29 protein-coding genes are annotated in these 25984 nt (G+C 73.8%); 14 read left to right on the top strand and 15 right to left on the bottom strand.

Annotated elements, in window-relative coordinates; all coding sequences use genetic code 11:
- Positions 1–69 precede the first annotated feature (69 nt).
- From ABD993_RS04090 to pepE, 3 genes are read left to right on the top strand one after another with little or no spacing between them, the layout of a single operon-like run.
- The gene (locus ABD993_RS04090; RefSeq protein WP_345412788.1) at positions 70–1953 is read left to right on the top strand and encodes a serine/threonine-protein kinase; all 1884 of its coding nucleotides are present in this window, start codon (positions 70–72) and stop codon (positions 1951–1953) included.
- Positions 1950–3041, top strand: a complete 1092-nt coding sequence (locus ABD993_RS04085; RefSeq protein ID WP_345412786.1) for a heparan-alpha-glucosaminide N-acetyltransferase domain-containing protein — start codon at positions 1950–1952, stop codon at positions 3039–3041. Before ABD993_RS04090 ends, ABD993_RS04085 begins: the two co-directional genes overlap by 4 nt.
- Complete coding sequence (gene pepE, locus ABD993_RS04080; protein WP_345412784.1) at positions 3038–3727, top strand: dipeptidase PepE; 690 nt, start codon at positions 3038–3040, stop codon at positions 3725–3727. Before ABD993_RS04085 ends, pepE begins: the two co-directional genes overlap by 4 nt.
- Here the strand turns inward: pepE and ABD993_RS04075 are convergent.
- The gene (locus ABD993_RS04075; protein WP_345412782.1) at positions 3702–3890 is read right to left on the bottom strand and encodes a hypothetical protein; all 189 of its coding nucleotides are present in this window, start codon (positions 3888–3890) and stop codon (positions 3702–3704) included. The two genes, pepE and ABD993_RS04075, sit on opposite strands and share 26 nt — an antisense overlap.
- A gap of 75 nt (positions 3891–3965) precedes the next feature.
- Positions 3966–4583 carry a malonic semialdehyde reductase gene (locus ABD993_RS04070; protein ID WP_345412780.1) on the bottom strand — a complete coding sequence of 206 codons (618 nt, stop codon included), beginning with the start codon at positions 4581–4583 and terminating at the stop codon, positions 3966–3968.
- A gap of 98 nt (positions 4584–4681) precedes the next feature.
- On the opposite strand from ABD993_RS04070, the gene ABD993_RS04065 reads away from it, so the two are divergent.
- The 4 genes from ABD993_RS04065 to ABD993_RS04050 are packed head-to-tail and all read left to right on the top strand — an operon-like array spanning position 4682 to position 6369.
- On the top strand, positions 4682–4996 hold the full coding sequence (locus ABD993_RS04065) for a hypothetical protein (RefSeq protein ID WP_345412778.1): 315 nt from the start codon (positions 4682–4684) through the stop codon (positions 4994–4996).
- 19 nt (positions 4997–5015) lie between these two features.
- On the top strand, positions 5016–5597 hold the full coding sequence (locus ABD993_RS04060; protein WP_345412835.1) for a ribonuclease H family protein: 582 nt from the start codon (positions 5016–5018) through the stop codon (positions 5595–5597).
- Between the two features lie 17 nt (positions 5598–5614).
- Positions 5615–5803: an antitoxin VbhA family protein gene (locus ABD993_RS04055; protein ID WP_345412776.1), complete on the top strand. Its 189-nt coding sequence runs from the start codon at positions 5615–5617 to the stop codon at positions 5801–5803.
- Positions 5800–6369 carry a Fic/DOC family protein gene (locus ABD993_RS04050; RefSeq protein ID WP_345412774.1) on the top strand — a complete coding sequence of 190 codons (570 nt, stop codon included), beginning with the start codon at positions 5800–5802 and terminating at the stop codon, positions 6367–6369. Before ABD993_RS04055 ends, ABD993_RS04050 begins: the two co-directional genes overlap by 4 nt.
- A 413-nt stretch (positions 6370–6782) precedes the next feature.
- Here ABD993_RS04050 and ABD993_RS04045 read toward each other — a convergent pair whose 3' ends face one another.
- From ABD993_RS04045 to ABD993_RS04020, 6 genes are all read right to left on the bottom strand, one after another.
- Entirely contained in the window at positions 6783–7283 is a 501-nt protein-coding gene (locus tag ABD993_RS04045; protein WP_345412772.1) for a hypothetical protein, read from the bottom strand.
- A gap of 27 nt (positions 7284–7310) precedes the next feature.
- Entirely contained in the window at positions 7311–9686 is a 2376-nt protein-coding gene (locus ABD993_RS04040; RefSeq protein ID WP_345412769.1) for an ATP-binding cassette domain-containing protein, read from the bottom strand.
- A gap of 17 nt (positions 9687–9703) precedes the next feature.
- On the bottom strand, positions 9704–10123 hold the full coding sequence (locus ABD993_RS04035; protein ID WP_345412767.1) for a VOC family protein: 420 nt from the start codon (positions 10121–10123) through the stop codon (positions 9704–9706).
- Positions 10124–10127: 4 nt separating this feature from the next.
- The gene (locus tag ABD993_RS04030) at positions 10128–10574 is read right to left on the bottom strand and encodes a helix-turn-helix transcriptional regulator (RefSeq protein WP_345412765.1); all 447 of its coding nucleotides are present in this window, start codon (positions 10572–10574) and stop codon (positions 10128–10130) included.
- A 26-nt stretch (positions 10575–10600) separates the two neighbouring features.
- Positions 10601–11086, bottom strand: a complete 486-nt coding sequence (gene bfr, locus ABD993_RS04025; protein WP_345412763.1) for a bacterioferritin — start codon at positions 11084–11086, stop codon at positions 10601–10603.
- Positions 11087–11185: 99 nt separating this feature from the next.
- Positions 11186–11383 carry a (2Fe-2S)-binding protein gene (locus tag ABD993_RS04020; RefSeq protein ID WP_345412761.1) on the bottom strand — a complete coding sequence of 66 codons (198 nt, stop codon included), beginning with the start codon at positions 11381–11383 and terminating at the stop codon, positions 11186–11188.
- Positions 11384–11490: 107 nt separating this feature from the next.
- On the opposite strand from ABD993_RS04020, the gene ligD reads away from it, so the two are divergent.
- The 5 genes from ligD (at position 11491) to ABD993_RS03995 (ending at position 17832) form a co-directional block, all read left to right on the top strand.
- Positions 11491–13362 (top strand): non-homologous end-joining DNA ligase, encoded by a 1872-nt coding sequence (ligD, locus tag ABD993_RS04015; protein ID WP_345412758.1) that lies wholly within the window; start codon positions 11491–11493, stop codon positions 13360–13362.
- A gap of 27 nt (positions 13363–13389) precedes the next feature.
- Positions 13390–14157, top strand: a complete 768-nt coding sequence (locus ABD993_RS04010) for a glycerophosphodiester phosphodiesterase family protein (protein ID WP_345412756.1) — start codon at positions 13390–13392, stop codon at positions 14155–14157.
- Between the two features lie 9 nt (positions 14158–14166).
- Positions 14167–15450 (top strand): MFS transporter, encoded by a 1284-nt coding sequence (locus ABD993_RS04005; protein ID WP_345412754.1) that lies wholly within the window; start codon positions 14167–14169, stop codon positions 15448–15450.
- Between the two features lie 326 nt (positions 15451–15776).
- Positions 15777–16118 carry an RNA polymerase-binding protein RbpA gene (locus ABD993_RS04000; protein ID WP_345412752.1) on the top strand — a complete coding sequence of 114 codons (342 nt, stop codon included), beginning with the start codon at positions 15777–15779 and terminating at the stop codon, positions 16116–16118.
- Positions 16119–16200: 82 nt separating this feature from the next.
- Positions 16201–17832 (top strand): DUF885 domain-containing protein, encoded by a 1632-nt coding sequence (locus tag ABD993_RS03995; RefSeq protein ID WP_345412750.1) that lies wholly within the window; start codon positions 16201–16203, stop codon positions 17830–17832.
- Here ABD993_RS03995 and ABD993_RS03990 read toward each other — a convergent pair.
- From ABD993_RS03990 to ABD993_RS03965, 6 genes are all read right to left on the bottom strand, one after another.
- Positions 17829–18317, bottom strand: a complete 489-nt coding sequence (locus ABD993_RS03990; RefSeq protein ID WP_345412749.1) for a phosphoribosyltransferase — start codon at positions 18315–18317, stop codon at positions 17829–17831. The genes ABD993_RS03995 and ABD993_RS03990 overlap by 4 nt on opposite strands.
- A complete protein-coding gene (locus ABD993_RS03985) occupies positions 18314–19069 on the bottom strand; it encodes a polyprenol monophosphomannose synthase (RefSeq protein WP_345412747.1) in 756 nt (251 codons plus the stop codon). Before ABD993_RS03985 ends, ABD993_RS03990 begins: the two co-directional genes overlap by 4 nt.
- A complete protein-coding gene (gene lnt, locus ABD993_RS03980; protein ID WP_345412745.1) occupies positions 19062–20684 on the bottom strand; it encodes an apolipoprotein N-acyltransferase in 1623 nt (540 codons plus the stop codon). Before lnt ends, ABD993_RS03985 begins: the two co-directional genes overlap by 8 nt.
- A gap of 9 nt (positions 20685–20693) precedes the next feature.
- Positions 20694–21119 carry a maleylpyruvate isomerase N-terminal domain-containing protein gene (locus ABD993_RS03975; protein WP_345412743.1) on the bottom strand — a complete coding sequence of 142 codons (426 nt, stop codon included), beginning with the start codon at positions 21117–21119 and terminating at the stop codon, positions 20694–20696.
- The gene (locus ABD993_RS03970; RefSeq protein ID WP_345412741.1) at positions 21116–21922 is read right to left on the bottom strand and encodes a PIG-L deacetylase family protein; all 807 of its coding nucleotides are present in this window, start codon (positions 21920–21922) and stop codon (positions 21116–21118) included. The genes ABD993_RS03975 and ABD993_RS03970 overlap by 4 nt, the downstream gene beginning before the upstream one ends.
- 239 nt (positions 21923–22161) lie before the next feature.
- Entirely contained in the window at positions 22162–22350 is a 189-nt protein-coding gene (locus ABD993_RS03965) for a PspC domain-containing protein (RefSeq protein ID WP_345412739.1), read from the bottom strand.
- A gap of 314 nt (positions 22351–22664) precedes the next feature.
- Here ABD993_RS03965 and ABD993_RS03960 point away from each other — a divergent pair, with 314 nt between their 5' ends.
- A complete protein-coding gene (locus ABD993_RS03960) occupies positions 22665–23735 on the top strand; it encodes a GDSL-type esterase/lipase family protein (protein WP_345412736.1) in 1071 nt (356 codons plus the stop codon).
- An 8-nt stretch (positions 23736–23743) separates the two neighbouring features.
- Here the strand turns inward: ABD993_RS03960 and ABD993_RS03955 are convergent, their stop codons facing one another.
- On the bottom strand, positions 23744–24871 hold the full coding sequence (locus tag ABD993_RS03955; RefSeq protein ID WP_345412734.1) for a M24 family metallopeptidase: 1128 nt from the start codon (positions 24869–24871) through the stop codon (positions 23744–23746).
- A gap of 94 nt (positions 24872–24965) precedes the next feature.
- Here ABD993_RS03955 and ABD993_RS03950 point away from each other — a divergent pair, with 94 nt between their 5' ends.
- Positions 24966–25913 carry a 5'-3' exonuclease gene (locus ABD993_RS03950; protein WP_345412833.1) on the top strand — a complete coding sequence of 316 codons (948 nt, stop codon included), beginning with the start codon at positions 24966–24968 and terminating at the stop codon, positions 25911–25913.
- The last annotated feature ends 71 nt before the right edge of the window (positions 25914–25984 follow it).

The raw sequence follows: 25984 nt of genomic DNA, 5'->3' as shown, positions 1-25984 counted from the left end.
TGATGCCATAGTGGTGGGCATCCGTCCGGTCCAGAGGGTCGGCAGGGGCGTTCTCGGGAGGGGAGCCGGGTGGACACGCTGGTCGCGCTCGTCGGACAGCTGTTGTCCGGGCTGCGCGCGGCCGCGGCACCCGAGCTGTGCCCCGGCGGCTGGGCCTGGGCGGCCTCGCTGCTCGGCGTCGGGGTCGGGCTGCTGCCCGCGGTCGGGGCGTTCGCGGTCGCGCTGCTCCGGCGGCGGATAGGGTCGGGGTACGGCGGGGGCCGGGGCGCGCTGCTCGCGGGCCTGGGCGTGCTCTTCGCGGGCCTGCTGCCGCTGCTCGTCTTCCTCGCCGCCGGGCGGGTGTTCGCGGCCGCCGCGGCGGGGGCGAACGTCCCCGGGGTGAGTGCGGCGGGGGAGCGGTCGCTGGGCACTGCGGTCTGCTTCGTCGGGCCGCAGAGCACCTACCTGGGCGGCGGGTCCGTGGCGGACGCGTTCGATCCCGCCGATCCGGTCAACCTCGGCGTCGCGGTGGTGCTGCTGGGCATCGTCCCGCTGCTGACGGCGCTGCTCGTCGGGGCGCAGGCGCGGCTGGTGCTGCGCCGCGGGCCCGCCTGGCCCGCCAAGTTCTTCTGGGTGCCCGCGCTCGCCCTCGCCGTCGCCACCGCGGGGGTGCCCGCAGGGTCCGCCGAGCACCTGTGGGTGGGCGCGCTGGTCGGCGCGTTCGCCGGGATGGTGCTGCTGGCCGCCGTGCCGCCGCCGTCCCGGGAGACCGTCCGCCGGTCCACCCAGCCTCCGCCGCCGCGTACGCGGGCACGCACCCCGGAGCCCCGCCCGGACCTGCGGGAGCGGATGCAGCCGATCGTCCAGCGCACCCCGCCCGTCGAGACCGGGCCGAAACCCCGGTACGCGACCTTCGACAGCGGCAGGCTCCCGGCGGCCCCGTCGCCCGCGGTACCGCAGCAGCGCGCCGCCGCACCGCTGGCCGCCGATCCCGGTGCGGTTCCGCCCGTGCCCGGCCGCGGGCCGTCCGGCACCCGGGTCGCGCCGGTGCCGGGCGGGCAGGCCGCCGTGTCCCCGCCGTTCCCCGCGGGGGTCCCCGGGCCGCCGCGGCCCGCAGGCGGGCAGCGCTTCCGGCTGATCGAGCGGATCGGCGCAGGCGGCTTCGGGCGGGTCTGGCTGGCGCACGACGCCAAGCTCGGCCGCACCGTCGCCCTCAAGTCCGCGCACGCCCCGGACGCCGAGACCGAGGAGCGGATCCGGCGCGAGGCGGCCGCGCTCGCCGCCGTCCGACACCCGCTGTGCGTCCGCATCCACGATCTCGTGCACGCGCGGTCGGACCCCGGGCTGGCCCAGCTCGAGGGTCTGGTCATCGTGATGGAGCACGTGCAGGGCGTGCCGCTGTCGCGGCTGGTCCAGGAGCGCGGCCCGGTGGACGACGTCGCCGCCGCCCGGATCTGGGCGGGCGTCGCGGGTGCGTTGGACGCAGCCCACCAGCGCGGCGTGCTGCACCGGGACCTCAAGCCCGGCAACGTGATCGTGGACCCGGCGGGCCACCCGCACCTGATCGACTTCGGGATCGCCCGGCGCACCGGGGACTCCACGCTGACCATGACCGGGTTCGTCCTGGGCACCCCGGACTACCTCGCGCCGGAGGTCGCCGCGGGGGCCAAGGCGAGCGCCCGGTCGGACGTCTGGCAGCTCGCCGCCACGGTCTCCTTCGCCCTCACCGGCTTCCCGCCGCGCGGCGGCCACGCGGACGCCCTCTCCGGCCTGCGGGCCGCGGCCACCGGGGCGCGGCTGACCCACCTGCCGCGGCGCACCGCACACCTGCCGCTGCTCAAGCACGCACTGCGCAGCGACCCGAACCGGCGACCGGACCTGGCCGGGACCCAGGCCCAGCTGGAGGAGTGGCTGCGGCGCAACGGCGTCGCGGCGGACGGCCCCGCGGTGAGCGTGGGATCGCCCCGGTCGTGAACCCGGCCGCCCCTCGGATCGAGGGGATCGACGCCGCCCGCGGCCTGGCCCTGCTCGGCATGATGGCCACGCACGTGCTGCCGCTGCACACGGCCACGGGGGAGACGGTCGTCGGGGCGGTGGCCGCCGGGCGGGCGTCGGGGCTGTTCGCGGTGCTGCTGGGGGTGGGGATCGCGCTGGGTTCGCGCGTGACCGACGGTCGCGCGCACCTCGCCGCCGCAGGGGGGCTGCTCGTGCGGGCTGTCCTGACGGGCCTCGTCGGGCTCGTGCTCGTCGGGCTCGGTCCGCCGGTCGCGGTCATCCCGACCTACTACGCGGTGCTCATCGCGGTCGCGATCCCGCTGCTGCGCGCCCCGGCGTGGCTGCTCGCGGGGGGCGCCGTGCTCGCCTGCGCGGGCACGCCCGCGCTCAGCGCACTCCTGCGCACGGGGTCGCCCGCGGGGCCCGGGGCCCAGATCGGGTTCGCCGAGCTCGCCGACCCCGGCGCAGCCCTGCGGACGCTGCTGCTCACCGGCTACTACCCGGTGCTCACGTGGACCACGTACCTGCTCGCGGGAATGGCCGTCGGCAGGCTGGACCTACGGTCGTCGCGGACGGGATGGGGTCTGCTGGGCGGCGGTGCCGCGCTGGCCGCGACCGCCGCCGTGCTGTCGTCGGTGCTGCTCGCGGCAGGCGGGCTCGAGGCCGTCGGGGGCCCGCGCGAGCTGCTGGTGCAGCGCTACGGAACCGTGCCCACCGACACCTGGTGGTGGCTGGCGGTGGAGCTCCCGCACTCCGGGACCCCGTTCGACCTCGCCCAGACCACCGGCAGCGCGCTCGCGGTGCTCGGCGCGGCGCTGCTGGTCGCGCGGGCGGTGCCGTGGGCGGTCGTGCCGTTCGCGGCGATCGGCGCGGTGCCCCTGACCCTGTACGCGCTGCACGTCGCGTCCCTCGCCGTGCTGGGCGGGGAGGGACTCTCGACGTACGTGTGGCACGTGGGCTGGTGTCTGGCCATCGGGCTCGTGGTGCGGTCCCTGGGCGCCCGCGGACCCGCCGAGGCGGTGGTGTCCGGAGCCTCCCGGTCGGTGCGGACCATGATGCTCCGGTGACCGAACTGCTGCTGCTCTCCAACTCCACGAACCCCGACGCCGAGCCCCTCGCGCACGCCCCGCTCGCGGAGTTCTACGAGGGCCGGACCGTCCACTTCGTGCCCTACGCCCTCGCCGACCACGCCGGCTACACGGCACGTCTCGGCGAGGCCTTCGCCCGGGCGGGCGTGTCGCTGCGCAGCGTGCACACCGAGCCCGATCCCGCCGCGGCGCTCGCGTCCGCGGAGGCGGTGTGGGTCGGCGGCGGCAACACGTTCCGGCTGCTGACCGCCCTGCAGGCCCTCGACGGGCTCCTCGCGCTGCGCACCGCGGTGCAGGCAGGGGTGCGCTACGGCGGCGCGAGCGCGGGCACCAACCTCGCCTGCCCCACGATCCGCACCACGAACGACATGCCGATCGTGGAGCCCGCAGGCTTCGACGCGCTGGGCCTGCTCGACTTCCAGGTCAACCCGCACTACCTGGACCCGACGCCCGGCTCCCGCCACATGGGGGAGACGCGCGCCGAGCGGATCGCGCAGTTCCACGAGGAGAACGAGGCGCCGGTGGTGGGCCTGCGCGAGGGTGGGTGGTTGCGGGTCTCCGGGGACGCGGTGCGGCTGACCGGGAGCGCCCTGGTGTTCCGGCGTGGGGAGGAGCCGGAGGAATGCTCCGACGGGCTGCTCACCCCCTGGGCACCGCGAGCCTGAGCCCCACCTCGACCAGCAGCCATCCCACGCGTCGCCGCGCCGGACCCGGCCGACGGCGGGCGGCGCGCGCGACCCGGCGCAGCCGCGCCCCCTCGATGTCGCGCCGCAGTTCCGCGTGCCGGTCGCGGACGAGCCCGTCGACGACGAGGGGATGGAGGGTCACGCGGATCAGTCGTACTCGCCGGGTCCCGTGCGGGCCACCGGTTTTCGCCCCCGGCGGAGGACGTTCGCCCAGGGCTCAGGCCCAGCGCACGACCTCGGCCTCGTCCAGCCGCGGGAGCCGGGGGTGCCAGGGGTTCTCGCCGGGGTGGCCGAGGTTGACGACCAGCAGCGCGCGCTCGCGGCCGCCGGGCAGGAACTCGGCGGTCACGGCGTCGGCGTCGAAGCCCGCCATCGGGCCGGTGGCCAGGCCGTGGGCCCGCGCGGCGAGCAGGAAGTACCCGATCTGGAGGGCGGCGTTGAAGCGCGCCATGGGCTCGCGGCCCTCGCGGCCGGAGGCCTCGAAGCTGTCCTTCATCTCCGCACGGGCCGGGAATGTCTTCGGCACGAACTCGTGGAAGTCCAGGTCCACGGCGAGGATCGCGACGGCGGGCGCGGCCTCGGTCTTGTGCCGGTTGCCCTCGGCGAGCAGCGGCAGGAGCCGGCGCTTGCCCTCCTCCGTGCGCACGAACACCACGCGCAGCGGCTGGGTGTTGGCCGCGGTCGGCGGCCACTTGGCCAGGTCCCACACGGCGGAGAGGGTCTCGTCGGACACCGGGCGGTCGGCGAAGGTGTTGGCCGTGCGCGCGTCGGTGAACAGGGCGGCGCGGCCCGCGTCGTCGAGGACGGGGAGGGTGGTGTCGATCGATGTGGTCACGAAACGGTAGAGCGCTCAACCGTCCGGCGATCTTCCCGTCGAGCGGGTGGTCTCGGTCACCGGATGACCACGACGAACCGGACAGTACGCTCACCGCCGTGCCCCGACGTCTGCGTCCCGCCCTCGCCGCCCTCGCTCTCGCGCTCGTCCTCGCCGGCTGCGGGGGAGGGGGATCGAGCACCGACTGCGGCCTCGACGGCTGCACGGTCACCTTCGCGCGCTCGGGCGAGACCGCCGTCTCCGTGCTCGGCATCGAGGCGCGACTGGTGGGTGTGCAGGACCAGGTCGCCGAGATCGCCGTCGCCGGGCAGACGGTGCGGGTCCCGGTCGGTGCCGAGACCCGGGCGGGCGGGTTCACCGTGGGCGTCGAGTCGCTGACCGACAGCGCGGTCGTGGTGCGAGTCCGGCCCTAGATAGGGTGTCCCCGTGCCGATGACCGCGAAGTACGCCACCACCTGCGGCCTCTGCGCCTCGCCCGTACAGCCCGGCGAGGAGATCGCCAAGTCCGGTCAGCGCTGGGCCCACGCGGCCTGCGCCGCCGACCCGCCCGCGAAGGCGGCCCGGGAGGACATGCCCGCGGTCGACGGCGCCCTCGAGGTCTGGACGGACGGGGCCTGCTCCGGCAACCCCGGTCCCGGCGGCTGGGCCTGGGCCACCCGAGACGGCCGCCAGGCCGCGGGCGGTGAGGCGCCGACCACCAACCAGCGCATGGAGATCCGCGCCGCCCTGGAGGCCGTCCGCGCGCTCGACGGGCCGCTGGTCGTGGTCAGCGACTCCACCTACGTCGTCAACTGCTTCCGGGACGGCTGGTGGAAGGGCTGGCTCTCCCGCGGCTGGGTGACCAGCGCCAAGAAGCCGGTCGTCAGCCGCGATCTCTGGGAGCCGCTGATCGAGCTGGTGAACTCCCGTGGGAACGTGTCCTTCCGGTGGGTCAAGGGCCACTCCGGGGACGAGATGAACGACCTGGTGGACCGGCTCGCCGTCGAGCAGAGCAAGTCGGTGTCGACCGCCTGATGGGGTATCCTCCGCTCGTGCCGCTGACCGAGAAGCCGCTCGCACCTCCCACGTGCGCCGAGGCCGTCGCGATCGTGCTCGGTTCGGTCCGGGCCGAGGGCGTCGAGCCGAGCGAGTTCGGGCACTCGGTGCTGTCCGCCCTGGCGCGCGAGGAGATCGACGCGGACGAGGCCTGCGCGCGTCTGCGGGCGCACTACCGGCGTTGACCTGGGACCCCTACCTCGACCTGAGCAGCGGCGTCCTACGCAACCGGCTCGGCCTGGCCGATCCCGAGGCGCTCGCCCGCGCCGAGGCGGAGTTCACCTCGGCGCGGATGTTCGCGCTGCAGCGCACTCCGCTGCCCGGTGGCTACGACCTCGGTCACCTGCAGGCCTTCCACTGGCACATCTTCGGGGACGTCTACTCCTGGGCCGGGCAGCTGCGCACCGTTCGCATCGGCAAGGGCCGCGCCTTCTGTCCGCCGGAGGAGCTCCAGGACCGGGCGGGCGTCCTGTTCGGAGCCCTCGCCGCGGAGGACCACCTGCGGGGCCGGGACCGGGACGACACGGTCACCGGGCTGGCGGACCTGCTCGCCGGGATCAACGACCTCCATCCCTTCCGCGAGGGCAACGGACGCACCCAGCGGGCGTTCCTGGGACAGCTGGCGGAGGACCGGGGCCACCGGATCCGCTGGGACGCACTGGATCCCGCGGACAACGTCACCGCCTCGAAGGCCGCGGCGGACGGCGACACCGCCCCGATGCGCGCCATGCTGGACCGCCTGATCCCCTGAGCCGGCTCAGGGCTCGACCCTGATGTCCGGTCCGGACCGCGGTCCTACCGTTCGGGGCACGAAGGCGATCCGGCAGGACCGGTAGGCGTCCCCGTACCCGTCAGACGTTATGACAGTCTCGTCGACCTGGCAGGGGGTCGTCGACGGGGAGAGCTGCGGGAGCCGCACTGCGCCCACGGGCGTCCTGGTGCTCTCCGGGGTGGAACGTCGGAGGGCGGGAGCCTGGTGTGGCGGTGGAGCGCAGCTATGCACTCGGCGATGTCCCGGAGGCCATCCGACACAGGGAGCGGGACCACACCCGGGGGAGCATGCTCGTCGTCTGCCATAACTGTCATAACATGGATTATCGGCTCGGGATCCCGGGTGCTCGAACAGGGGAGATCATCCGGTACATGCCACGTCGTGAGAGCCCGTCAGGCGCGGACGCCCCGCTGGCCGACCGCACCCCGCAGGCCGACACACCCGATGCAGCCGACGCAGTCCACACAGTCCACACATCCGAGGCAGCCCACGCACCGCCTGCAGTTCACGCAGGCGAGAGTGGCCACGCACCAGCTGACCCCGACGCCGAAGAACGTCAGTACGCTCGCCACGATCCCGAGGCTGCCCGCCGTGCCCGCGCTGCCCGCCACCGCCACGCTGCCCGCCGTGGCGGCGCTCCCGGCGACGGCGACGCTGCCCGCGGTCGCGACACTGCCCGCCACCGCGACGCTGCCGGCCGTCGCCGCGCTCCGGGCCACCCCGACGCTGCCCGCCGTCGCCACGGCGCCGGCCACGGCGACGCTGGAGGTGGTTTGGACGCTGCCCGCCACCGCGACACTGTCGGTGGTCTCGACACTTCCGGTGACGGCGAGCGAGTCGGCTGCGCTGTCCTCGGCTGCACTGTCCTCGGTGGCGCTGTCCTCGGCGGTCATGGTCGACAGTGTGCCGGCCCGCGGGCCTCAGCCCACGTACTCCGCGAGGTGCTTCCCGGTCAGCGTCGACCGCGCGGCCACGAGGTCCGCGGGGGTGCCCTCGAAGACGACCTTCCCGCCGTCGTGGCCCGCGCCGGGGCCGAGGTCGATGATCCAGTCCGCGTGCGCCATGACCGCCTGGTGGTGCTCGATGACGATCACGGACTTGCCGGAGTCGACGAGATGGTCCAGCAGACCCAGCAGCTGCTCGACGTCCGCGAGGTGCAGGCCGGTGGTGGGCTCGTCGAGGATGTAGGTGCCGCCCTTCTCCCCCATGTGCGTGGCGAGCTTGAGCCGCTGCCGCTCGCCGCCGGACAGGGTGGTCAGCGGCTGCCCGATCGTCAGGTAGCCCAGTCCGACCGCCTCCAGCCGCTCCAGGATCTTGTGCGCGGCGGGCACCCTGCCCTCCCCCGCGGCGAAGAACCCCACCGCCGTGGCGACGGACATCGCCAGCACCTCGCTGATGTCCTTGCCGCCCAGGTGGTACTCGAGCACACCGGCGCTGAATCGTTTGCCCTCGCACTCCTCGCAGGGTGTGGCGACGCCGGCCATCATCGCCAGGTCGGTGTAGATCACCCCGGCCCCGTTGCAGGCCGGGCAGGCACCCTCGGAGTTCGCGCTGAACAGGGCGGGCTTGACCCCGTTGACCTTCGCGAACGTCTTGCGGATCGGCTCCAGCAGACCGGTGTAGGTGGCCGGGTTGCTGCGCCGGGAGCCGCGGATCGCACCCTGGTCGATCGCGACGACGCCGTCGCGGCCCGCCACCGAGCCGTGGATCAGCGAGCTCTTGCCCGAGCCCGCCACCCCGGTCACGACGCACAGCACACCGGTGGGGATGTCCACGTCGACGCCCTGCAGGTTGTGGCTGCGGGCCCCGCGGACCTCGATCGCGCCCGTCGGCCGCCGCACGGAGGCCTTGAGCGCCGCGCGGTCGTCCAGGTGCCGCCCGGTCAGCGTGTCCGCGGCGCGCAGGCCCTCCAGGCTGCCCTCGAACACCACCTCGCCACCCAGCGAGCCCGCGCGGGGCCCCAGGTCGACGATGTGGTCCGCGATCGCGATGGCCTCGGGCTTGTGCTCGACGACGAGCACGGTGTTGCCCTTGTCCCGCAGCTGCCGGAGCAGGTCGTTCATCCGCTCGATGTCGTGCGGGTGCAGCCCGATCGTCGGCTCGTCGAACACGTACGTGACGTCCGTGAGAGACGACCCGAGGTGCCGGATCATCTTGGTGCGCTGGGCCTCGCCGCCGGACAGCGTGCCCGACGGGCGGTCCAGCGACAGGTAGCCCAGCCCGATCTCGACGAAGGAGTCGAGCGTCTCGCCCAGCGACGTGAGCAGCGGAGCCATCGACGGCTCCTGCAACCCCCGCACCCAGACCGCCAGGTCGCTGATCTGCATCGCGCAGCAGTCCGCGATGCTCTTGCCGGCGATCGTCGACGAGCGCGCCGCCGCGGTGAGCCGCGTGCCCTCGCACTCCGGACACGTCGTGAACGTGACCGCCCGCTCCACGAAGGCGCGGATGTGCGGCTGCATCGCCTCGACGTCCTTGGACAGGTAGGACTTCTGGATGCCCGGGATCAGCCCCGTGTAGGTGAGGTTGATGCCCTCGACCTTGATCTTCGTGGGCTCCTTGTAGAGCAGGTCCTGCAGCTGCCGCTTCGTGAAGTCCTTGATCGGGGTGTCCGCGTCGAAGAACCCGCAGCCGCGCAGGATCCGGCCCATCCAGCCGTCGAGTGAGTAGCCGGGGATGGTGAGCGCGCCCTCGTTGATCGACTTGGACTCGTCGTAGAGCTGGGTCAGGTCGATGTCGTTGACCGCCCCGCGGCCCTCGCACCGCGGGCACATGCCGCCGGTGATGCTGAACTCCCGGCGCTCCTTGACCGTCTGCCCGTTCTTCTCGACGCTCACCGCGCCCGCGCCGCTGATCGACGCGACGTTGAACGAGAAGGCCTGCGCCGACCCGATGTGCGGGTCGCCGAGTCGCGAGAACAGGATGCGCAGCATCGCGTTGGCGTCGGTGACCGTGCCGACCGTGGAGCGGGGGTTGGCGCCCATCCGCTCCTGGTCGACGATGATCGCGGTGGTGAGCCCGTCGAGCACGTCGACGTCCGGCCGGGCGAGCGAGGGCATGAAGCCCTGCACGAACGCGCTGTAGGTCTCGTTGATCAGCCGCTGGGACTCCGCGGCGATCGTGCCGAAGACCAGCGAGCTCTTGCCGGAGCCGGACACGCCGGTGAACACCGTCAGGCGCCGCTTCGGGATCTCGACCGAGACGTCCTTGAGGTTGTTCACCCGCGCGCCGTGCACGCGGATCAGGTCGTGGCTGTCCGCGGTGTGGATCTCCGTCGGCTCGACCGCCGTGCTCATACGCGAGCTCCCCCTCCTCACTTGGTCTGCTGGATGCGGAGCAGGTTGCCCGCGGGGTCCCGGACGGCGCAGTCCCGGATGCCGTACGGCATGTCCGTGGGCTCCTGCACGACCTCGACGTCCTTGGCCACGAGCCGCTCGAAGGTCCCGTCGACGTCCGGGGTGGCCAGGTTGAGCGCGGCGAAGGTGCCCTTGGCCATCATCTCCGCGACGACCTTGCGCTCGTCCTCGGTGATGCCCGGGTCGACGGCGGGCGGGGTCAGCACGATCGAGACCGCGGGCTGCCCGACGGGTCCGACGGTGATCCAGTACAGGTCGTTGTACCCGACCTCCTGGCGCACCTCGAAGCCGAGCTTGTCCCGGTAGAACTCGATGGCCGCGTCCTTGCCGGTGTGCGGCAGGTAGGTCTGGCTGATGGCGAGGTCGGGTGTGCTCATGCCGTCACGCTAGGGGTGCGCGGGCGGCCGGTGCTTCTCGATTCCTGATCGGTCGCGTGACCACCCGCGCCTGGCACGACGGCAGCCCGGACAGCTCGCCGTGCTCGTCCCGGTAGGCGCTCGGGGACATCCCGACGAGCTCGGAGAACCGGGTGCTGAACGTGCCGAGCGACGAGCAGCCGACGGTGAAGCACACCTCGGTGACCGACAGGTCCCCGCGGCGCAGCAGTGCCATCGCGCGCTCGATGCGCCGGGTCATGAGGTAGGAGTACGGCGACTCGCCGTACGCACGCTTGAACTCCCGGCTCAGGTGCCCGGCGGACAGGTGCACCCCGCGCGCCAGCGCCTCGACGTCCAGCGGCTTCGCGTACTCGCGGTCGATGCGGTCCCGGACGCGGCGGAGCAGCGCCAGGTCACGCAGCTGCTGCTCCTGATCGGGACGCGCGGTCACACCCCGGATTCTGCCAGAGGTGGTCCTCAGCCCGGCGTCGGCGGCTGATCGACGAGCTGGGCGTAGTACAGCTGCTCGCCGAGCCGGTCGATCAGCTCGAGGTTGGTCTCGATGTAGTCGATGTGGTGCTCCTCGTCGGCGAGGATCTCCTCGAAGAGGTTCGCGGTGGTGATGTCGCCCTTGGAGCGGCACAGCGCGATCCCGGGCCGCAGCCGCTGCACGACCTCCAGCTCGATGGCGAGGTCGGACTGCAGCTGCTCGCGGACCGTGGTGCCCACGCGCAGCTGGAACAGCCGCTGGTAGTTCGGCAGACCCTCGAGGAACAGGATGCGGTCGGTGATCTTCTCCGCGTGCCGCATCTCGTCGATCGACTCGCTGCGGGTGTAGGCGGCCAGCTTGGTGAAGCCCCAGTTCTGCTGCATCTTCGCGTGCAGGAAGTACTGGTTGATCGCGGTCAGCTCGCTCGTCAGCTGCTCGTTGAGCAGCGCGATGATCTCAGGGTCCCCGCGCATCGCGGCTCCTCACGGTCGCTGTGGTGGGCGCCGGTGAGGCTAGTGGTCACTCCGCCGAGCGGTCCACGAAGGACCGGCTGGTGATCGTTGAGCCTGTCCTTACGCGCTCATCGGCAGCGCGGACACGACCGACGGGGCCAGCTCGGCCGCCAGCAGCACGTCCACCCGGTCCAGGCAGGTGCCGCAGCCGGTACCGGCGCCACAGGCGTCCCCGATGTCCTCGACCGTCCGCGCGCCCGCGCCGATGCAGTCACGGAGCTCGACCTCGGTGACCGCGAAGCAGATGCAGGCGTACATGAGCAGACCCTTCGTTCAGGTAAGGCTATGCTCGCATTCGATCATGTCGCCTGGCAAGGGTCCGTTGTGCTCGGCCTGAAAGACCAGGTCGGGCCTAGGCTGGGCACATGCCGCTCGACGACTACCGGCGCAAGCGTGACCGGGCGCGCACGCCGGAGCCGGTGCCCGCGGACGACCCGGCGGGCGACGGTGCGGGCGACCGGTTCGTCGTCCAGGAGCACCACGCCCGCGCCCTGCACTGGGACCTCCGCCTCGAACACGACGGCGTCTTGGCCTCCTGGGCGGTCCCGAAGGGGCTGCCGGTGGACACCGAGACGCTGCGGATGGCCGTCCGCACCGAGGACCACCCGATGGAGTACCTGGAGTTCTCCGGGGAGATCCCGCGCGGCGAGTACGGCGGCGGCACGATGACGATCTGGGACTCCGGCCGCTACACCTGCGAGAAGTGGTCCGACCGCGAGGTCGCGTTCACCCTGCACGGCGAGCGGGCCACCGGCCGGTACGTGTTGATCAAGAGCGCCCGGGACCGGAGGGACGGGTGGCTGCTCAAGCGCTCGGACAGGACGGGCACCACTCCCCTCCCCCACGACACCGCCCTCATGCGCGGCGTCCCCGGCGACCTCCCGACGGCGGGCGACTGGCTGCTGCAGGTGCGCTTCGGTGGCCGCCGGGTGCTCGTCGAGATCGACGGCGGGCGCACCCGGGTCCTGGCCGACGGCGACGAGCTGACCGTGCGGTCCCTGGCGGGACTGGGCCCGTCCGTCGGGGCGACGGCGATACTGCTCGACGCCGAGCTCACCGCCGCGGGCGAGCTGTGGATCGGCGACCTGCTGTTCCTCGCGGGCCGCGACACCTGTCCGCTGGGTTTCGCCGACCGGCACGCGCTGCTGGAGGAGCTGCCGCTCTCGGGTGCGCACTGGCGGCTCGCGCCGGTCTACCCCGCCGACGCCGCCGTGCTGGAGGCCGTGCGCGCGCAGGGGCTTCCGGGTGCGGTCGCGAAGCGGGCGGACTCGCCCTACGAGCCCGCGCGGGAGCGGGACACCTGGGTCGAGATCGGCGAGCGCCGCGCGCCCAGGTCCCGCGGCCGGGCCGGCGTCGGTCGCGCGACCCTCAGCAACCCGGACAAGGTCCTCTACCCGCTGACCGGCACCACCAAGGCGGACGTGCTGCGGCACTACCGCACCGTCGCCGAGGTGATGCTCCCCCACCTGCGCGGCAGGCCGGTGACGATGGTCCGCTGGCCGGACGGGGTCGAGAAGCCGTCGTTCTTCGAGAAGGACGTCTCGCGGCACGCGCCCTCCTGGATCCGCACCGAGCGGGTCGGCACGCCCGGCGGACGCTCGGAGACCGCCGACTTCCCGTTCCTGGAGAGCGAGGAGGGGCTCGCCTGGGCCGCGAACCTCGCCGCGCTCGAGCTGCACGTACCGCAGTGGACGATCGGGCCCGGAGGTGGCCGGAACACCCCCGACCTGGTCGTCTTCGACCTGGACCCGGGCGAGGGGACGACCGTCGTGGAGTGCTGCCGGGTCGCGGAGTCGATCGTCGACGTGCTGGCGGAGGACGACCTCGTCGCCTACCCGCGGACGTCGGGCGGGAAGGGGCTGCAGCTCTACCTGCCGGTCACGGTCGGCCGCGCCGAGCAGACGATCGAGTTCGCGAAGGCGCTGGCCGAGCGGCTGGCCGAGGAGTCGCCGCGGACGGTCACGTCGATCATGGCGAAGCAGCGCAGGCGCGGGAAGGTCTTCGTGGACTGGAGCCAGAACAACACCGCGAAGACCACGATCGGCAGCTACTCGCTGCGCGGCCGGGCCCGCCCGACCGTCGCCACCCCCGTCACGTGGGACGAGGTGCGGGCCTGCCGCAAGGCCGCCGACCTGGTCTTCACCCTCGACGACCTGCCCGGACGCCTCGACACCCACGGCGATCTCCTGGAGCCCCTGCTGTTCACCGAGCGGCAACGCCTGCCCCGTCGCGGGTGACGGACGGCGGATGGCAGGGTCTGCGGCGTGAGTGACCGTCACCCCTACCTGGACGGACCCCATCCCCGCCTCTACGCGCACCGCGGCTGGCACATCGGGGAGCTGGCGGGGTGCGAGAACACGCTCGCGGGGTTCGTCCACGCCGTCGAGCAGGGATTCTCCTACCTCGAGTTCGACGTGCACGCCTCGGCGGACGGCGTCCCGATGGTCCACCACGACGCCACCCTCGACCGCACCACGACCGCCACCGGGCTGCTCGGCACGCGGCAGGCCGCCGAGCTGGACGAGGTGCTGGTCGCGGGCCGGGAGCCGATCCCGCGGCTGGAGACCGTGCTCGCCGCGCTGCCGGACACCCGGGTGACGATCGAGCTGAAGTCGGACGACGTCGTCGCGCCCACGCTGGCGGTCCTCGAGCGACTGGACGCCTGGGACCGCGTCTGCCTCGGCTCGGTCAGTGAGGCCCGGCTGCGACGCGCCCGGGCGGCGGGCCCCCGCCTGATGACGTCGATGGGCACCGGCGCCGTCCTCGGCCTGTGGTCCCGCGCGTGGCTGGACGGGTTGCCCGTGCGCCTGCCGGACCTGCTGCTCCCGCCCGTCGCCGGCGGGCTCGCCCAGCTCCCGCGCCGCTTCGGCCCCCTCGTGGTGGTCGACGCGGCCCTGCTCGCCCGCACCCGGGCGGCCGGGCTCGAGGTGCACGTGTGGACGGTGAACACGCTGCCGGAGATGCGGGCCCTGCTGGACCTGGGCGTCGACGGGCTGCTGTCGGACCGTCCGGATCTGCTGCTCGACCTCTAGGCTGCCGCGGTGAGCAGCGCGACGGGGTCGATCGCCCGGCGGCAGGTGGTCTCGTGGGGGCTGTGGGACTGGGGGTCCTCCGGCTACACGACGATCTTCCTGACCTTCGTCTTCTCGGTCTACGTCACCGACTCGGTCGGCGCCGACCTGCCCGGCTCGGTCAGTGCCGAGAGCTGGCTCGGCTGGGCGATCGGCGCCGCGGGGCTGATCATCGCCCTGCTCGCCCCGGTCGTCGGGCAGAGCGCGGACCGCGGTGGGCACGTGGTCCGCTCCACCGGCGTCTGGACGGCCGCGACCGTGGTGACGACCGCAATCGGGTTCCTGGTGCTCGACGACTGGCACTACCTCTGGCTGGGTGTGGTCCTGCTGGGCGTCGGCTCGATCTTCTTCGAGCTCGCCGAGGTGTCCTACAATGCGCTGCTCTCCCGGGTCTCCACGCCGGAGACGATCGGCCGGGTCTCCGGTTTCGGCTGGTCGATGGGCTATTTCGGCGGAATCGTGCTGCTGCTCGCGGTGTACGTGCTGTTCATCGCGGGCGAGGGCGGCGCGCTCGGGCTGTCCACGGCGGACGGGTTCAACATCCGCGTCGTCGCCGTGGTGGCGGCGGCGTGGTTCGCCCTGTCCGCCGTCCCGCTGTTCCTGGCGATCCCCGAGCGGCCGCCGGTCGGCGACCGGGGCCCGCGGCTGGGGGTGGCCGGGAGCTACCGCAGGCTGGTCACCGACCTCAGGGCGCTCTACCGCGAGTCCGCGCAGACCGTGTACTTCCTCGGCGCGAGCGCGCTGTTCCGGGACGGGCTCGCGGCGGTGTTCACCTTCGGCGCGGTCCTGGCGGTCAGCGTCTACGGCATCGGCGCGGGAGACGTGCTGATCTTCGGGGTGGCCGCGAACGTGGTGTCGGCGCTCGGTGCCCTGGCGGGCGGGTGGCTGGACGACCGGATCGGACCCAAGCCGGTGATCGTCGGGTCGCTGATCGGGTTGATCGTGGCCGGGCTGATCCTGCTCGTCGTCTCCGGGCCCACGATGTTCTGGGTGTTCGGGTTGCTGTTGTGTCTGTTCGTCGGCCCGGCGCAGTCCTCCTCGCGGACGTTCCTGGGCCGGTTGTGCCCCGTCGGGCACGAGGCGCAGATGTTCGGGCTCTACGCCACGACCGGGCGCGCGGTGTCGTTCCTGGCGCCCACGCTGTTCGGCGTGTTCGCCCTGCTGTCCGACCGGGCGGGGATCCTGGGGATCCTGGTCGTCCTGGCGGCCGGGCTGCTCGCCCTCTGGAAGGTGCGTCCGCCGGTCCGTGCGTGATCATCGTGCTCTCCCGCGCAAGCGCCCCGACCTGCGGATATTCCTACCGACCGGTAGCGTGGGTAACGGCCGCCGACACCCGTGTTAACTCTCGTCGTCACGAGAGTGAGCTAAGTCACAGACGGCTGACACGTCACATTCGCGTGTGGCAAAGCGCGAATTCGGGGACACTCTGACACCGGGACGGGAGCGGGCTGTCGAGGCCGTGAGGCATCGCGCCGGCTCGGGAAGGCTTCCCGCCGGGAATGAACGTCTGCTCTCGCGACGTTACACCCGGTGGCGACGACGTCGAGGGGGTACCCCTCGGCAGAACGGGAGGAAGACACATGGCCGACCGCGTGCTCCGTGGCAGCCGGCTCGGGGCTGTCAGCTACGAGACGGACCGCAACCACGACCTCGCACCGCGGCAGGTGGTCCGCTATGTGTCCGCGACGGGCTTCGAGTTCGAGGTGCCCTTCGCGAACGACGCCGAGGCTCCTGCCACCTGGGAGTCCCCGCAGGGCGGCCTCGGCCGCCGGGCGGACGGCATCGAGCCCGAGGGCAAGAAGACCAAGCCGCCGCGCACCCACTGGGACATGCTGCTCGAGCGTCGCTCCATCCCGGAGCTGGAGGAGCTGCTGGACGAGCGGCTCGACCTGCTCCGCGAGCGCCGCGCCGAGATCGCGTAGGACCGCCGGGTCGCGTCGCAGCACACCACGAAGCCGGGCCACCTCCCGTGGGGCCCGGCTTCGTCGTGTCTAGGGTCGGGTGATGGCCCGTACCTTCCGAGACCTCGCGGACGCCCACGTCGCCGCGCACGCCGAGCTGGACCCGCTGCTGGCCACCTCACTGGGCCTGTCGACCGGCCAGGACCGGCTGCCCGACCTCTCCCCCGCGGGCGTCGAGGCACTCGACGCGTTGGAACGGGACACGCTCGCCCGGCTGGCCGCCCTCCCCGACCCCGACTCCGGGACCGAGCGCCGCTGCGCCCGGCTGCTGCGGGAGCGGCTGACCAGCTCGCACGCGGTCACCGGCGCGGGTGAGCACCTGCGCAACGTCCAGATCCTGTTCGGCCCGGTCCAGGGCCTGCGGACCGTGCTGACCCTGATGCCCACCGACACCGCGGAGCAGCGCGCGGCGATCGCCGCGCGACTCGCGGCCGTGCCCGAGGCCCTGGCCGGCTACACGGCCACGCTGCGCGAGGGCGTCGCGCGCGGGCTGCTCGCCGCACCCCGCCAGGTCGACGCGGTGGCGGCCCAGTTCGGCGCCTGGCTGTCCGCGGACTGGTTCCGCTCCTTCGCGGCGGCCGCGGGCCTGTCCGAGGACGCCGCGGGCGCGGCGACGGCCGCCCTGGCCGAGCTGCGGGACTTCCTCCGGACCGAGTACCGCCCGCGCACCGAGGGCGTGCCCGACGGCGTCGGCGAGGAGCGGTACCGGCTCGCCGTCCGGCGCTGGCTCGGTGCGGACCTCGACCCCCGGGAGGCGTACGAGTGGGGCTGGGCCGAGTTCCACCGGATCCTCGCCGAACAGGCGGCCGAGGCCGCGCGGATCCTGCCGGGCGCCACCCCGCGCGAGACCATGGCGCACCTCGAGACCGCGGGCGAGGCCGTCGACGGGGTCGAACCCGTGCGCCTGCGGCTGCAGGCGATCATGGACGAGACCGTCGCCGCCCTGCAGGGCACGCACTTCGACCTGGCCCCACAGGTCCGGCGGGTCGAGGCGATGATCGCGCCCGAGGGCTCGGCCGCGGCCCCGTACTACACGCAGCCCTCGCTGGACTTCGCCCGCCCGGGCCGCACGTGGCTGCCCACCCTGGGCCGGGAGCGGTTCCCGATGTGGGACCTGGTCAGCACCTGGTACCACGAGGGCGTCCCCGGCCATCACCTGCAGCTCGGCCAGTGGACGCTCTGCGGCGGGGAGCTGTCGACCTTCCAGACCTCCGCCGGGATGATCAGCGCGAACATCGAGGGCTGGGCGCTCTACGCCGAGCGCCTGATGGACGAGCTCGGCTTCCTCACCGACCCCGCCCACCGGCTCGGCTACCTCGACGCCCAGATGATGCGGGCGCTGCGGGTGATCGTCGACATCGGGATGCACCTGGAGCTGCAAGTCCCCGCGGACTCCCCGATGTTCGCCGGGGAGCGCTGGACGCCGGAGCGCGCACGGGAGTTCTTCGGCGCCTACTGCGGACGGGACGCGGCGTTCCTCGACAGCGAGCTGCTGCGCTACCTCGGCGGGCCGGGCCAGGCGATCAGCTACAAGCTCGGCGAACGGGCCTGGCTCGCGGGCCGCGCCGCCGCCTCCGCCAAGCCGGGCTTCGACCTCAAGACCTGGCACATGGCCGCGCTGTCCCAGGGCTCACTGGGCCTGGACGACCTCGAGGCCGAGCTGGCGGCGCTCTAGGCGTCCAGCATCGCGTTCTCGACCACCGGGGGCAGCGTGGACCAGGGGAAGTTGATCCACAGCGGGGTGCGGCGCCACACGTACTCGCACTGCACCCCGCTCTGCGGCTTCTCGTAGACCACCGCGCAGCGGACGTCCGCCACGTGCTCGCCGCAGAAGTCCCGGACCAGCTTGAGGGTGGCGCCGGTGTCCGCGACGTCGTCCGCCACGAGGACCTTCGCACCGGACAGGTCGATCACGTTCGGCACGGGCGGCAGCATGACCGGCAGCGGCAGCCGCTCCCCCACCCCGGTGTAGAACTCCACGTTCATGACGTGCAGGTTCTTCACGTCGAGCGCGTAGCCGAGGGCGCCCGCCACGAAGAGCCCGCCACGGGCGATCGACAGGATGATGTCCGGGCGGTACCCGCTGTCGGCGACCTGCTCGGCCAGCTCCCGCGACGCCGTGCCGAAGAGCTCCCAGGTGAGGATCTCGCGCTCGCTCACACCCGTGCCCTCGGTCGCAGCCAGGACGTGCGGTGCTCCAGGCCCCAGCGTGCCACGTTCACGAACGCCTCGCCCATGACCGAGGCGTCCATCTTGGACGAGCCGATCTCGCGCTCGGTGAAGGTGATCGGGACCTCGCGGACCCGGAAGCCCGCCTGCAGCGCCCGCCAGGCGAGGTCGATCTGGAAGCAGTAGCCCTGCGAGATGACCGAGTCGAGGTCGAGCTCCTCGAGGACCTGCCTGCGGTAGACCCGGTAGCCCGCGGTGATGTCGCGGATCGGCACCCCGAGCGCGAACCGCGCGTAGAGGTTGGCGCCGCGGGAGAGCCACTGCCGGTGCACGGGCCAGTTCACGACCTGCCCACCCGGGACGTACCGGGAGCCGAGGACCACGTCGGCGCCGGGACCGTCGTCCAGGGCGGCGAGCAGCGCGGGGAGGTCCTCGGGGGCGTGCGAGCCGTCCGCGTCCATCTCCACGACGACCTGGTGCTCCCCGGACAGGGCGTGCCGGAACCCGGCCAGGTACGCCGCGCCCAGCCCGTTCTTGCCCTCGCGGTGCAGCACCCGGACCCGTGGGTCCTCGGCCGCCATCTCCTCGGCGAGCTCGCCGGTGCCGTCGGGGCTCGCATCGTCCACCACCAGGATGTCGGCGGTGGGGACGGCGGCGTTCAACCGCGCGACGACGCGCCCGAGGTTCTCCCGCTCCTCATAGGTCGGGATGACCACCAGGACCGGTCCCGGAGGCTCAGCCATCGATGTCCTCTCCTGTCCGCGCCGCCGACGCGGCCGCCACCTGCGCGGTCGTCCCGCGCGCGCGACGCTGCCGCCGCCCGACGACGACCGCGGCGGCGATCGCCGTGACGCCCAGTGCGGTCAGCACCCACTCGGGGACGGACCGCAACCGAGTGGCCAGCGTAGTCGTCTGCTTCAGCGTCTCGACAGCGACCAGGGTGCCGGGGACGAACTGGCCGGTACGCCCGGTGACGCGGCCGTCGGTGTCGATCAGCGCGCTGACCCCCGACGTGGTGGCGACGACGGTGGCCCGGTCGTGCTCGACCGCCCGGACCCGGGACATCGCGAGCTGCTGGTAGGTCATCTCCGACAGCCCGAACGTGGCGTTGTTGCTCGGCACCGCCAGCAGGGTCGCGCCCGCCGAGACGCTGTCGGCCACCACGTCGTCGAACGCGATCTCCCAGCAGATCGTGATCCCGATGTCCGCACCGCCCGCCGAGACCACGCCGGGTCCGGGGCCGGGCACGAAGTTGCCCGCGCGGTCCACGTAGGACGAGAACAGCCGGAAGAACGACCGCCACGGCATGTACTCACCGAAGGGCTGGATGCGCCGCTTGTCGTTGCGCGCCACCGGCCCCAGCACGGGGTCCCAGACCAGGACGGAGTTGCTCGTGGTCCGGTCGGCGTTGACCAGCACCGAGCCGACGAGGATCGGCGCCTTCACCGCCGCGGCGGCCCGGGCGATCTCGGCGGCCGCGTCCGCGTTGCGGAACGGGTCGATGTCCGAGGAGTTCTCCGGCCAGATCACCACGTCCGGCTGCGGCTGCAGGCCCGCCCGGACGTCCGCCGCGAGCTGCTCGGTGACCTTCACGTGGTTGTCCAGCACCGCCCGGCGCTGGGCGTTGAAGTCCAGGCCGAGCCGCGGCACGTTGCCCTGGACCGCGGCGACGGTGAGCTGTCGGTCCGGGCCGTTCACGGTGGCGGGCACCAGGCCCGCGAGCGGACCGGCGGCCAGGGCGACGACGAGCAGGACCGCGGGGACGACGGCGCCGCGGACCTCCTTCGCGACGAGGCGCCGCACCAGCTCGCCGAGCGCGAGTCCGGCGAGGACGGTCACGAAGGACAGCAGCGGCACGCCGCCGACCGACGCGGTGGGCAGGAACAACCCGTCCGGCTGTCCGAACCCGATCCGCCCCCACGGCAGGCCGCCGAACGGCACCCGGCTGCGGACGGCCTCGACCCCGACCCAGATCGCGGCGCCCCAGAGCGGCGCCACGGGCAGCCGGGCGGTCACGGCCATCCCGGCCCCGGCGAGCCCGAAGAACACCGCCTCGGCCGCGCTGAGCGCCAGCCACGGCAGCGCCCCGACGAAGCCGCCCGTCCAGGACAGCAGGGGTACCAGGAAGGCCAGCCCGAACACGAACCCGAGCAGGAACCCCCGGCGCGCGCGGACGCCGCGCAGCACGGGCCCGAGCACCGCGAACACCAGCGGCGCGAGCCACCACAGGTCCCGGGGCGGGAAGCTCAGGTACAGCACGACACCCGCCGCAGCGGCGGGGAGCAGGCGGACGAACAGCCGGGCGGCACGGGAGCGGCCCGGGGCGTTCGCCGCCGGATCGAGGGTGGGGGCGGCCACGGTGGGAGCCTACGGGCTCCACTCCGGGTCGCGGCCGCTGCGGGCGACCAGTCCGGCCCGGCCCGCCCCGCCGCCGGTCTCCGTGGCGAGGTCCCACCCGTGCAGAACGGTCTCGGCGACGAGCTCGGCCACCAGGACCGGCACGGCGGTGCGGCCCCGGTAGGGCGGGTCGGCGAAGGCGGGGGCGGTGTCGACCGCGGCGAGCAGGGCGGCGGACGACTCGCGCAGGTCCGCCGCCGGGTCGCCGAGCACGTGGGTCGAGTCGCCCTGCTGCGCCGTGCCCGTCGGGCAGGCGGCGAAGACGTGGTGCCGGCCGACGACGTGCGTGAGCAGGCCGCGGACGTCGAAGTCCGCGCAGGGGGTGGGAAGGTTCAGCCGGTCGGGGGCCACGGGGACCGCGCGCAGCGCGTCCAGGGCGGCACCGAGGGCGGTCACAGCAGGTCGAGCACGCCCGGGCCCGCCGCACCGGCCCGGCGGAACCACTCGCGGCCGTAGGCGGCGGCGAAGTCCTTCTCCGGCAGCACGGCCGGGTCCACCTGGCTCTCGTGGGCGAGGATCGCGGCGCGTTTCACCGTCAGGTGCCGGGCGTCGCCGGTCACGGTCAGGGCGATCTCGTCCGCCGCGCGGCCGAACGTGACCGCCGCGGCGCGGGCGGCGCCGTGCACGAGGTGGCCGCCCTCGGCGACGCCGCCGCGGTCCACGGTGGCGAGGTAGGTCTCGGCCCCGGTGAGCTCGGCGGCGATGCTGCCGACGGCACCCGCCATGCGGTGGTCGGGATGGCCGTAGACGCCCTGCTCGTCGTCCGCCAGCAGGGTGCCCGCGCCCTCCTGGTCGAGGATCTCGGCGACCCGGGTGGCCAACGACAGCGGCTCGGCGCCCGCCAGCGCGCGGGCGTGGGTGCTGTCCGGGCCGCCGGGCAGCCCGGAGTCGCGGCGGTTCAGCAGGACGAGCCGGGAGACGCCGAGCAGCTCGGCGGCGTGCTCCAGCTCGGCGAGCCTGCGCTGCCGCACGGTCTCGCCGCTGCGCAGCGGGACGCGCGAGCCGCCGAGCTCGCCGCCGGTCGCCATGACCAGGACGGTGCGGGCGCCTGCGTCGGCCAGCCTGCGCAGCGTGATGCCGGTGAAGATGGCCTCGTCGTCCGGGTGCGGGTGCAGCGCGACGACGGTCTGTCCGCGCAGGTCCGGCTCGGTCCGGACGGCGGTCGGGAGGGTGCGGGGGAGAACGGTGGTGACGGACACCGGGGGCTCGCAGACTGTGCGGGCCTCGCCTCCGGGCTACCGGGGCGGGCGATGGACGGGGTGGTCAGCGCGAGTGGCGACAACACCCCGGACAGCAGCGACCCACGAGGGGTCGGCGGCTGGTCCGGTCCATCACGGGCGGAAGCATGGCACAGGTGCGAGCGGCGGCGACAGCCGACCCGCCCACGTCACACGACGGGGTGTGACGCGGGCGCTCGGTCCGGTCGGGCTCGGGTCGGTCAGTAGGGCGCCTTCGGCATGAGGATCCACAGCACGATGTAGATCACGAACTGCGGGCCGGGCAGCAGGCAGGAGATCAGGAACAGCAGCCGCACCAGGAACGGGGACATCCCGAAGCGCTGGGCGAGGCCCGCGCAGACCCCGGCGATCACGGTGCCGTGGCGGGGGCGGGTGAGGGTGGTGGCCATCGGGTGGTCAGTGCTCCTTCTTCGGTGGCGGCGGGTCTCGCCGCTCGGGTCCCACCCTGCCGTCTGCGGCGGGATCGGACATCAGGAGAACGTCCCGATGCGGGTCGGGGTTCCCCCGGAGACCGCGCTAGCACGCCGGACCGACGGTTCCGGCGCGCGCCCGGGGGTTGTCCCCAGGACGGGGCGCTCGGAGGCGTCCGATGGTCCGCACGGTGGTGTGCCCATGCCGCCCGACGGGTGAGTCGAGGCGGTTGTCCCCAGCCCACGTGATCGACGCCGGCGGGGAGGGGTGGGGCGTTCCTAGCCTTCCCGGCGTGCTGAACCCCCTGGTCCCCCGCCCCCTGCTCCCCCGCCCCCTGCGGATCCCGCTCCTCGTGCTCGGTGCACTCGCGCTGGGCGCCCTCGGTCTCGGCGGCCGCGCCCACGCCGACGTGCGGGACGGGCCGCCCGTGGTCGTCGCGCTCGGCGACAGCGCCGCGTCCGGCGAGGGCGCGGGCGACTACGAGCCGGGCACCCGCGGTGAGGGCGGGGACTGGTGTCACCGCTCCCCCGCCGCGTACGTCCACCGCACCACGCTCGGATCGGGGGTCGACCTCGCCTGCTCGGGCGCAGGCACCGCGCACGTCGCCCTCGGCGCCGCCGTCCACCACACCGAGGGCTCGCAGGCCGCCCGGCTGGCCGAGGTCGCCCGGCGCCACCGCGTCACCACGGTCACGGTGCAGGTGGGGGCGAACGACGACCCGGACCTCTCGGGCACCGCCGTCGCCTGCATCCGCGCGTTCCTGGATCCCCGCGAGCCGGGCTGCCGGCACTCGCTGGGGCCGGGGTGGGCGGGGCGGCTGGCCGCCGTGGCACCGCGGATCGAGGGCGCGGTGCGGGACGTGCGGGGCGCGATGGGCTCGGCGGGCTACACCGAGGCGGACTACACCCTGGTGCTGCTCTCGTACGCGGCACCGGGCAGCGAGGCGATGCCCGCCTGGCACGCGGTACAGGGCTGTCCCTACTCGCGACCGGATGCCGGCTGGATCCGGACCGAGGCCTTCCCCCGGCTCACCGAGACGATCGGGGCGGTCGCCGAGCGCACCGGCGCCCGGTTCCTGGACCTCACCCGGCTGGCCGAGGGCCGCGAGGCCTGCACGGGCACCCTGCGGGACGAGTGGCAGCGCAGGCTCACGGTCGACCCGCGGAGCCTGGTGCAGGGCACACTCGGCGCCGCGGGCATGCGGCTGTTCCAGGAGTCGTTCCACCCCACCGCGGCCGGGCACGGCGCGATCGCAGGCTGCCTGTCCGAGTTCGTGCGGTCGGCCGCCCCGCGCGCGGCCTGCCTGCCCGCGCGGGACGGTCTGGCGCACCCGGTGCCCACACCGCGAGGGGTCGCGGCGTGAGCGGCCGGTCAGAGCACGACGAGATCGCGCGGCCCGTTGTTCAGCCGCTCCGCCCCGGTCTCGGTCACGACCACGATGTCCTCGATCCGGGCGCCCCACTCGCCGTCGAGGTAGATGCCCGGTTCCACGGAGAAGGCCATCCCGGGCTCGAGGGTCAGGGAGTTGCCGCCGACGATGTAGGGCTCCTCGTGCACGTCCAGCCCGATGCCGTGGCCGGTGCGGTGCACGAACTGCGCGCCGAACCCGGCCTCCGTGATCGGCTCGCGGGCCGCGTCGTCCACGCTCTGCGCCGTCACCCCCGGGCGGACGGAGCGCACGGAGCGCTCCTGCGCCTCCTGCAGCACGGCGTACGTGTCGGCCACCGACTTCGCGGGCTCGCCGCCCACGGCGTACGTGCGGGTGCAGTCCGAGTTGTAGCCGCTCGCCAGCGGGCCGCCGATGTCGATCACCACGACGTCCCCGGGCTCGATCACCCGGTCGGACACGTCGTGGTGCGGGCTGGCCCCGTTCGGCCCGGAGCCCACGATCACGAACGCGGCCTCGGTGTGCCCCTCCGCCACGATCGCCGCCGCGATGTCGGCGCCGACCTGCGCCTCGGTGCGGCCCGGCTTGAGCAGCTCGCCCATCCGCGCGTGCACCCGGTCGATCGCCGCACCGGCCTCGCGCAGCTGCGCGATCTCGGCCGCGTCCTTGCGCATCCGCAGCTCGCGCAGCACCGGCCCGGCCAGGGTCTGCCGCACGTCCGGGAAGGCGTCCCGCAGCCCGAACACGTGGTGGGCGGGCATGCCGTCCGCGACCGCCATCCGGGTCGGGCCGCCTGCGAGGTCGCTGACCAGCAGGTACGGGTCCTCCCCATCGGTCCAGGTCAGCACCTCGATGCCGAGCTCCTCCAGCGGCACCCCGGCGAACCCGGGCGCCTCCAGGCGAGGCACCACCAGCGCGGGCGGCGCCCGGTGCCCGGCCGCGGGCAGGACCAGGCAGGTCAGCCGCTCGTGCGACTCACCGCTGTGGTCGATCAGGTACCGCAGGTCGGTTCCGGGCGTGACGAACAGGACGTCATCGCCCTGCGCGGCAGCCACCTCGCCGGCCCGGCGCAGCCGGTCCGCGAGCAGCTCGGTGGGGACGGCGTGGGTCATGCGCCGAGCTTAGGGCGCTCACCCTGCGCATCCTCGGGGCCTGGCATGCTGGCGCACCGTGACGGCTCCCGCGAAGGCCCCCGCCGGTTCGTTGATGCTCCTCGACTCGGCGAGCATGTACTTCCGCGCCTACTACGGCGTGCCGGAGTCCATCACCGCGCCGGACGGCACACCGGTCAATGCGGTGCGCGGCTTCACCGACATGATCTCCCGGCTCGTCACCGAGCACCGCCCCGCTCGGCTGGTGGCGTGCCTGGACCTGGACTGGCGGCCCGCTTTCCGGGTCGCGGCCCTGCCCTCGTACAAGGCGCACCGGATCGAGGGCGCGGTCGAGGACGGCCCCGCCACCGCTCCCGCGGGAGTCCCCGAGGAGGTGCCGGACACGCTCGCCCCGCAGGTGCCGATCATCCTGGACGTGCTCGCGGCCGCCGGCATCGCGACCGGCGGGGCGGAGGGCTGCGAGGCGGACGACGTGATCGGCACGCTGGCCCACCGCGAGGGCACCGACCCGGTGCTCGGCGTCTCCGGGGACCGCGACCTGATGCAGATCGTCCGCGAGGAGCCCACCCCGGTGCGGCTGCTCTACGTCGGGCGCGGGCTGGCGAAGGCCGAGCTGCTCGGGCCCGCCGAGGTCGCCGAGAAGTACGGCGTCCCGCAGGGCCGCGCGGGCGAGGCGTACGCCGAGATGGCCATGCTCCGGGGCGACCCCTCGGACGGGCTGCCCGGCGTGCCCGGGGTCGGTGCGAAGACCGCGGCCACACTGGTCGGGCGCTTCGGCTCCTGGGCGGAGCTGCTGGCCGCGGTGGACGACCCCACCGACGGCAGGCTCGTCTCCTCGGCCCGGCAGAAACTGGCCAAGGCCACCGACTACCTGTCGGTCGTCGAGCCGGTGGTGCGGGTGGTCCAGGACGCCACGGTCGAGCTCTCCCGTCCGGACGTACTGCCCCGGACCCCGGCCGACCCGGACGCGCTGGTCGCCCTGGCCGAGCGGTGGGGCCTGAGCAGCTGCCTGGAGCGACTGGTCAAGGCGCTCGCCGGCTGACCGGTCTGCGAGGGTGGGGCAGGCTCACCCGGGCCCGGACGTCGCTGCTCCGGCGGGCGGGCGGATCGCCA

The organism is Pseudonocardia xishanensis, assembly GCF_039541715.1.
Classification (GTDB): domain Bacteria; phylum Actinomycetota; class Actinomycetes; order Mycobacteriales; family Pseudonocardiaceae; genus Pseudonocardia; species Pseudonocardia xishanensis.
Note: the sequence above shows the minus strand (reverse complement) of the source record. Positions and strands in the feature narration are given on the sequence as shown.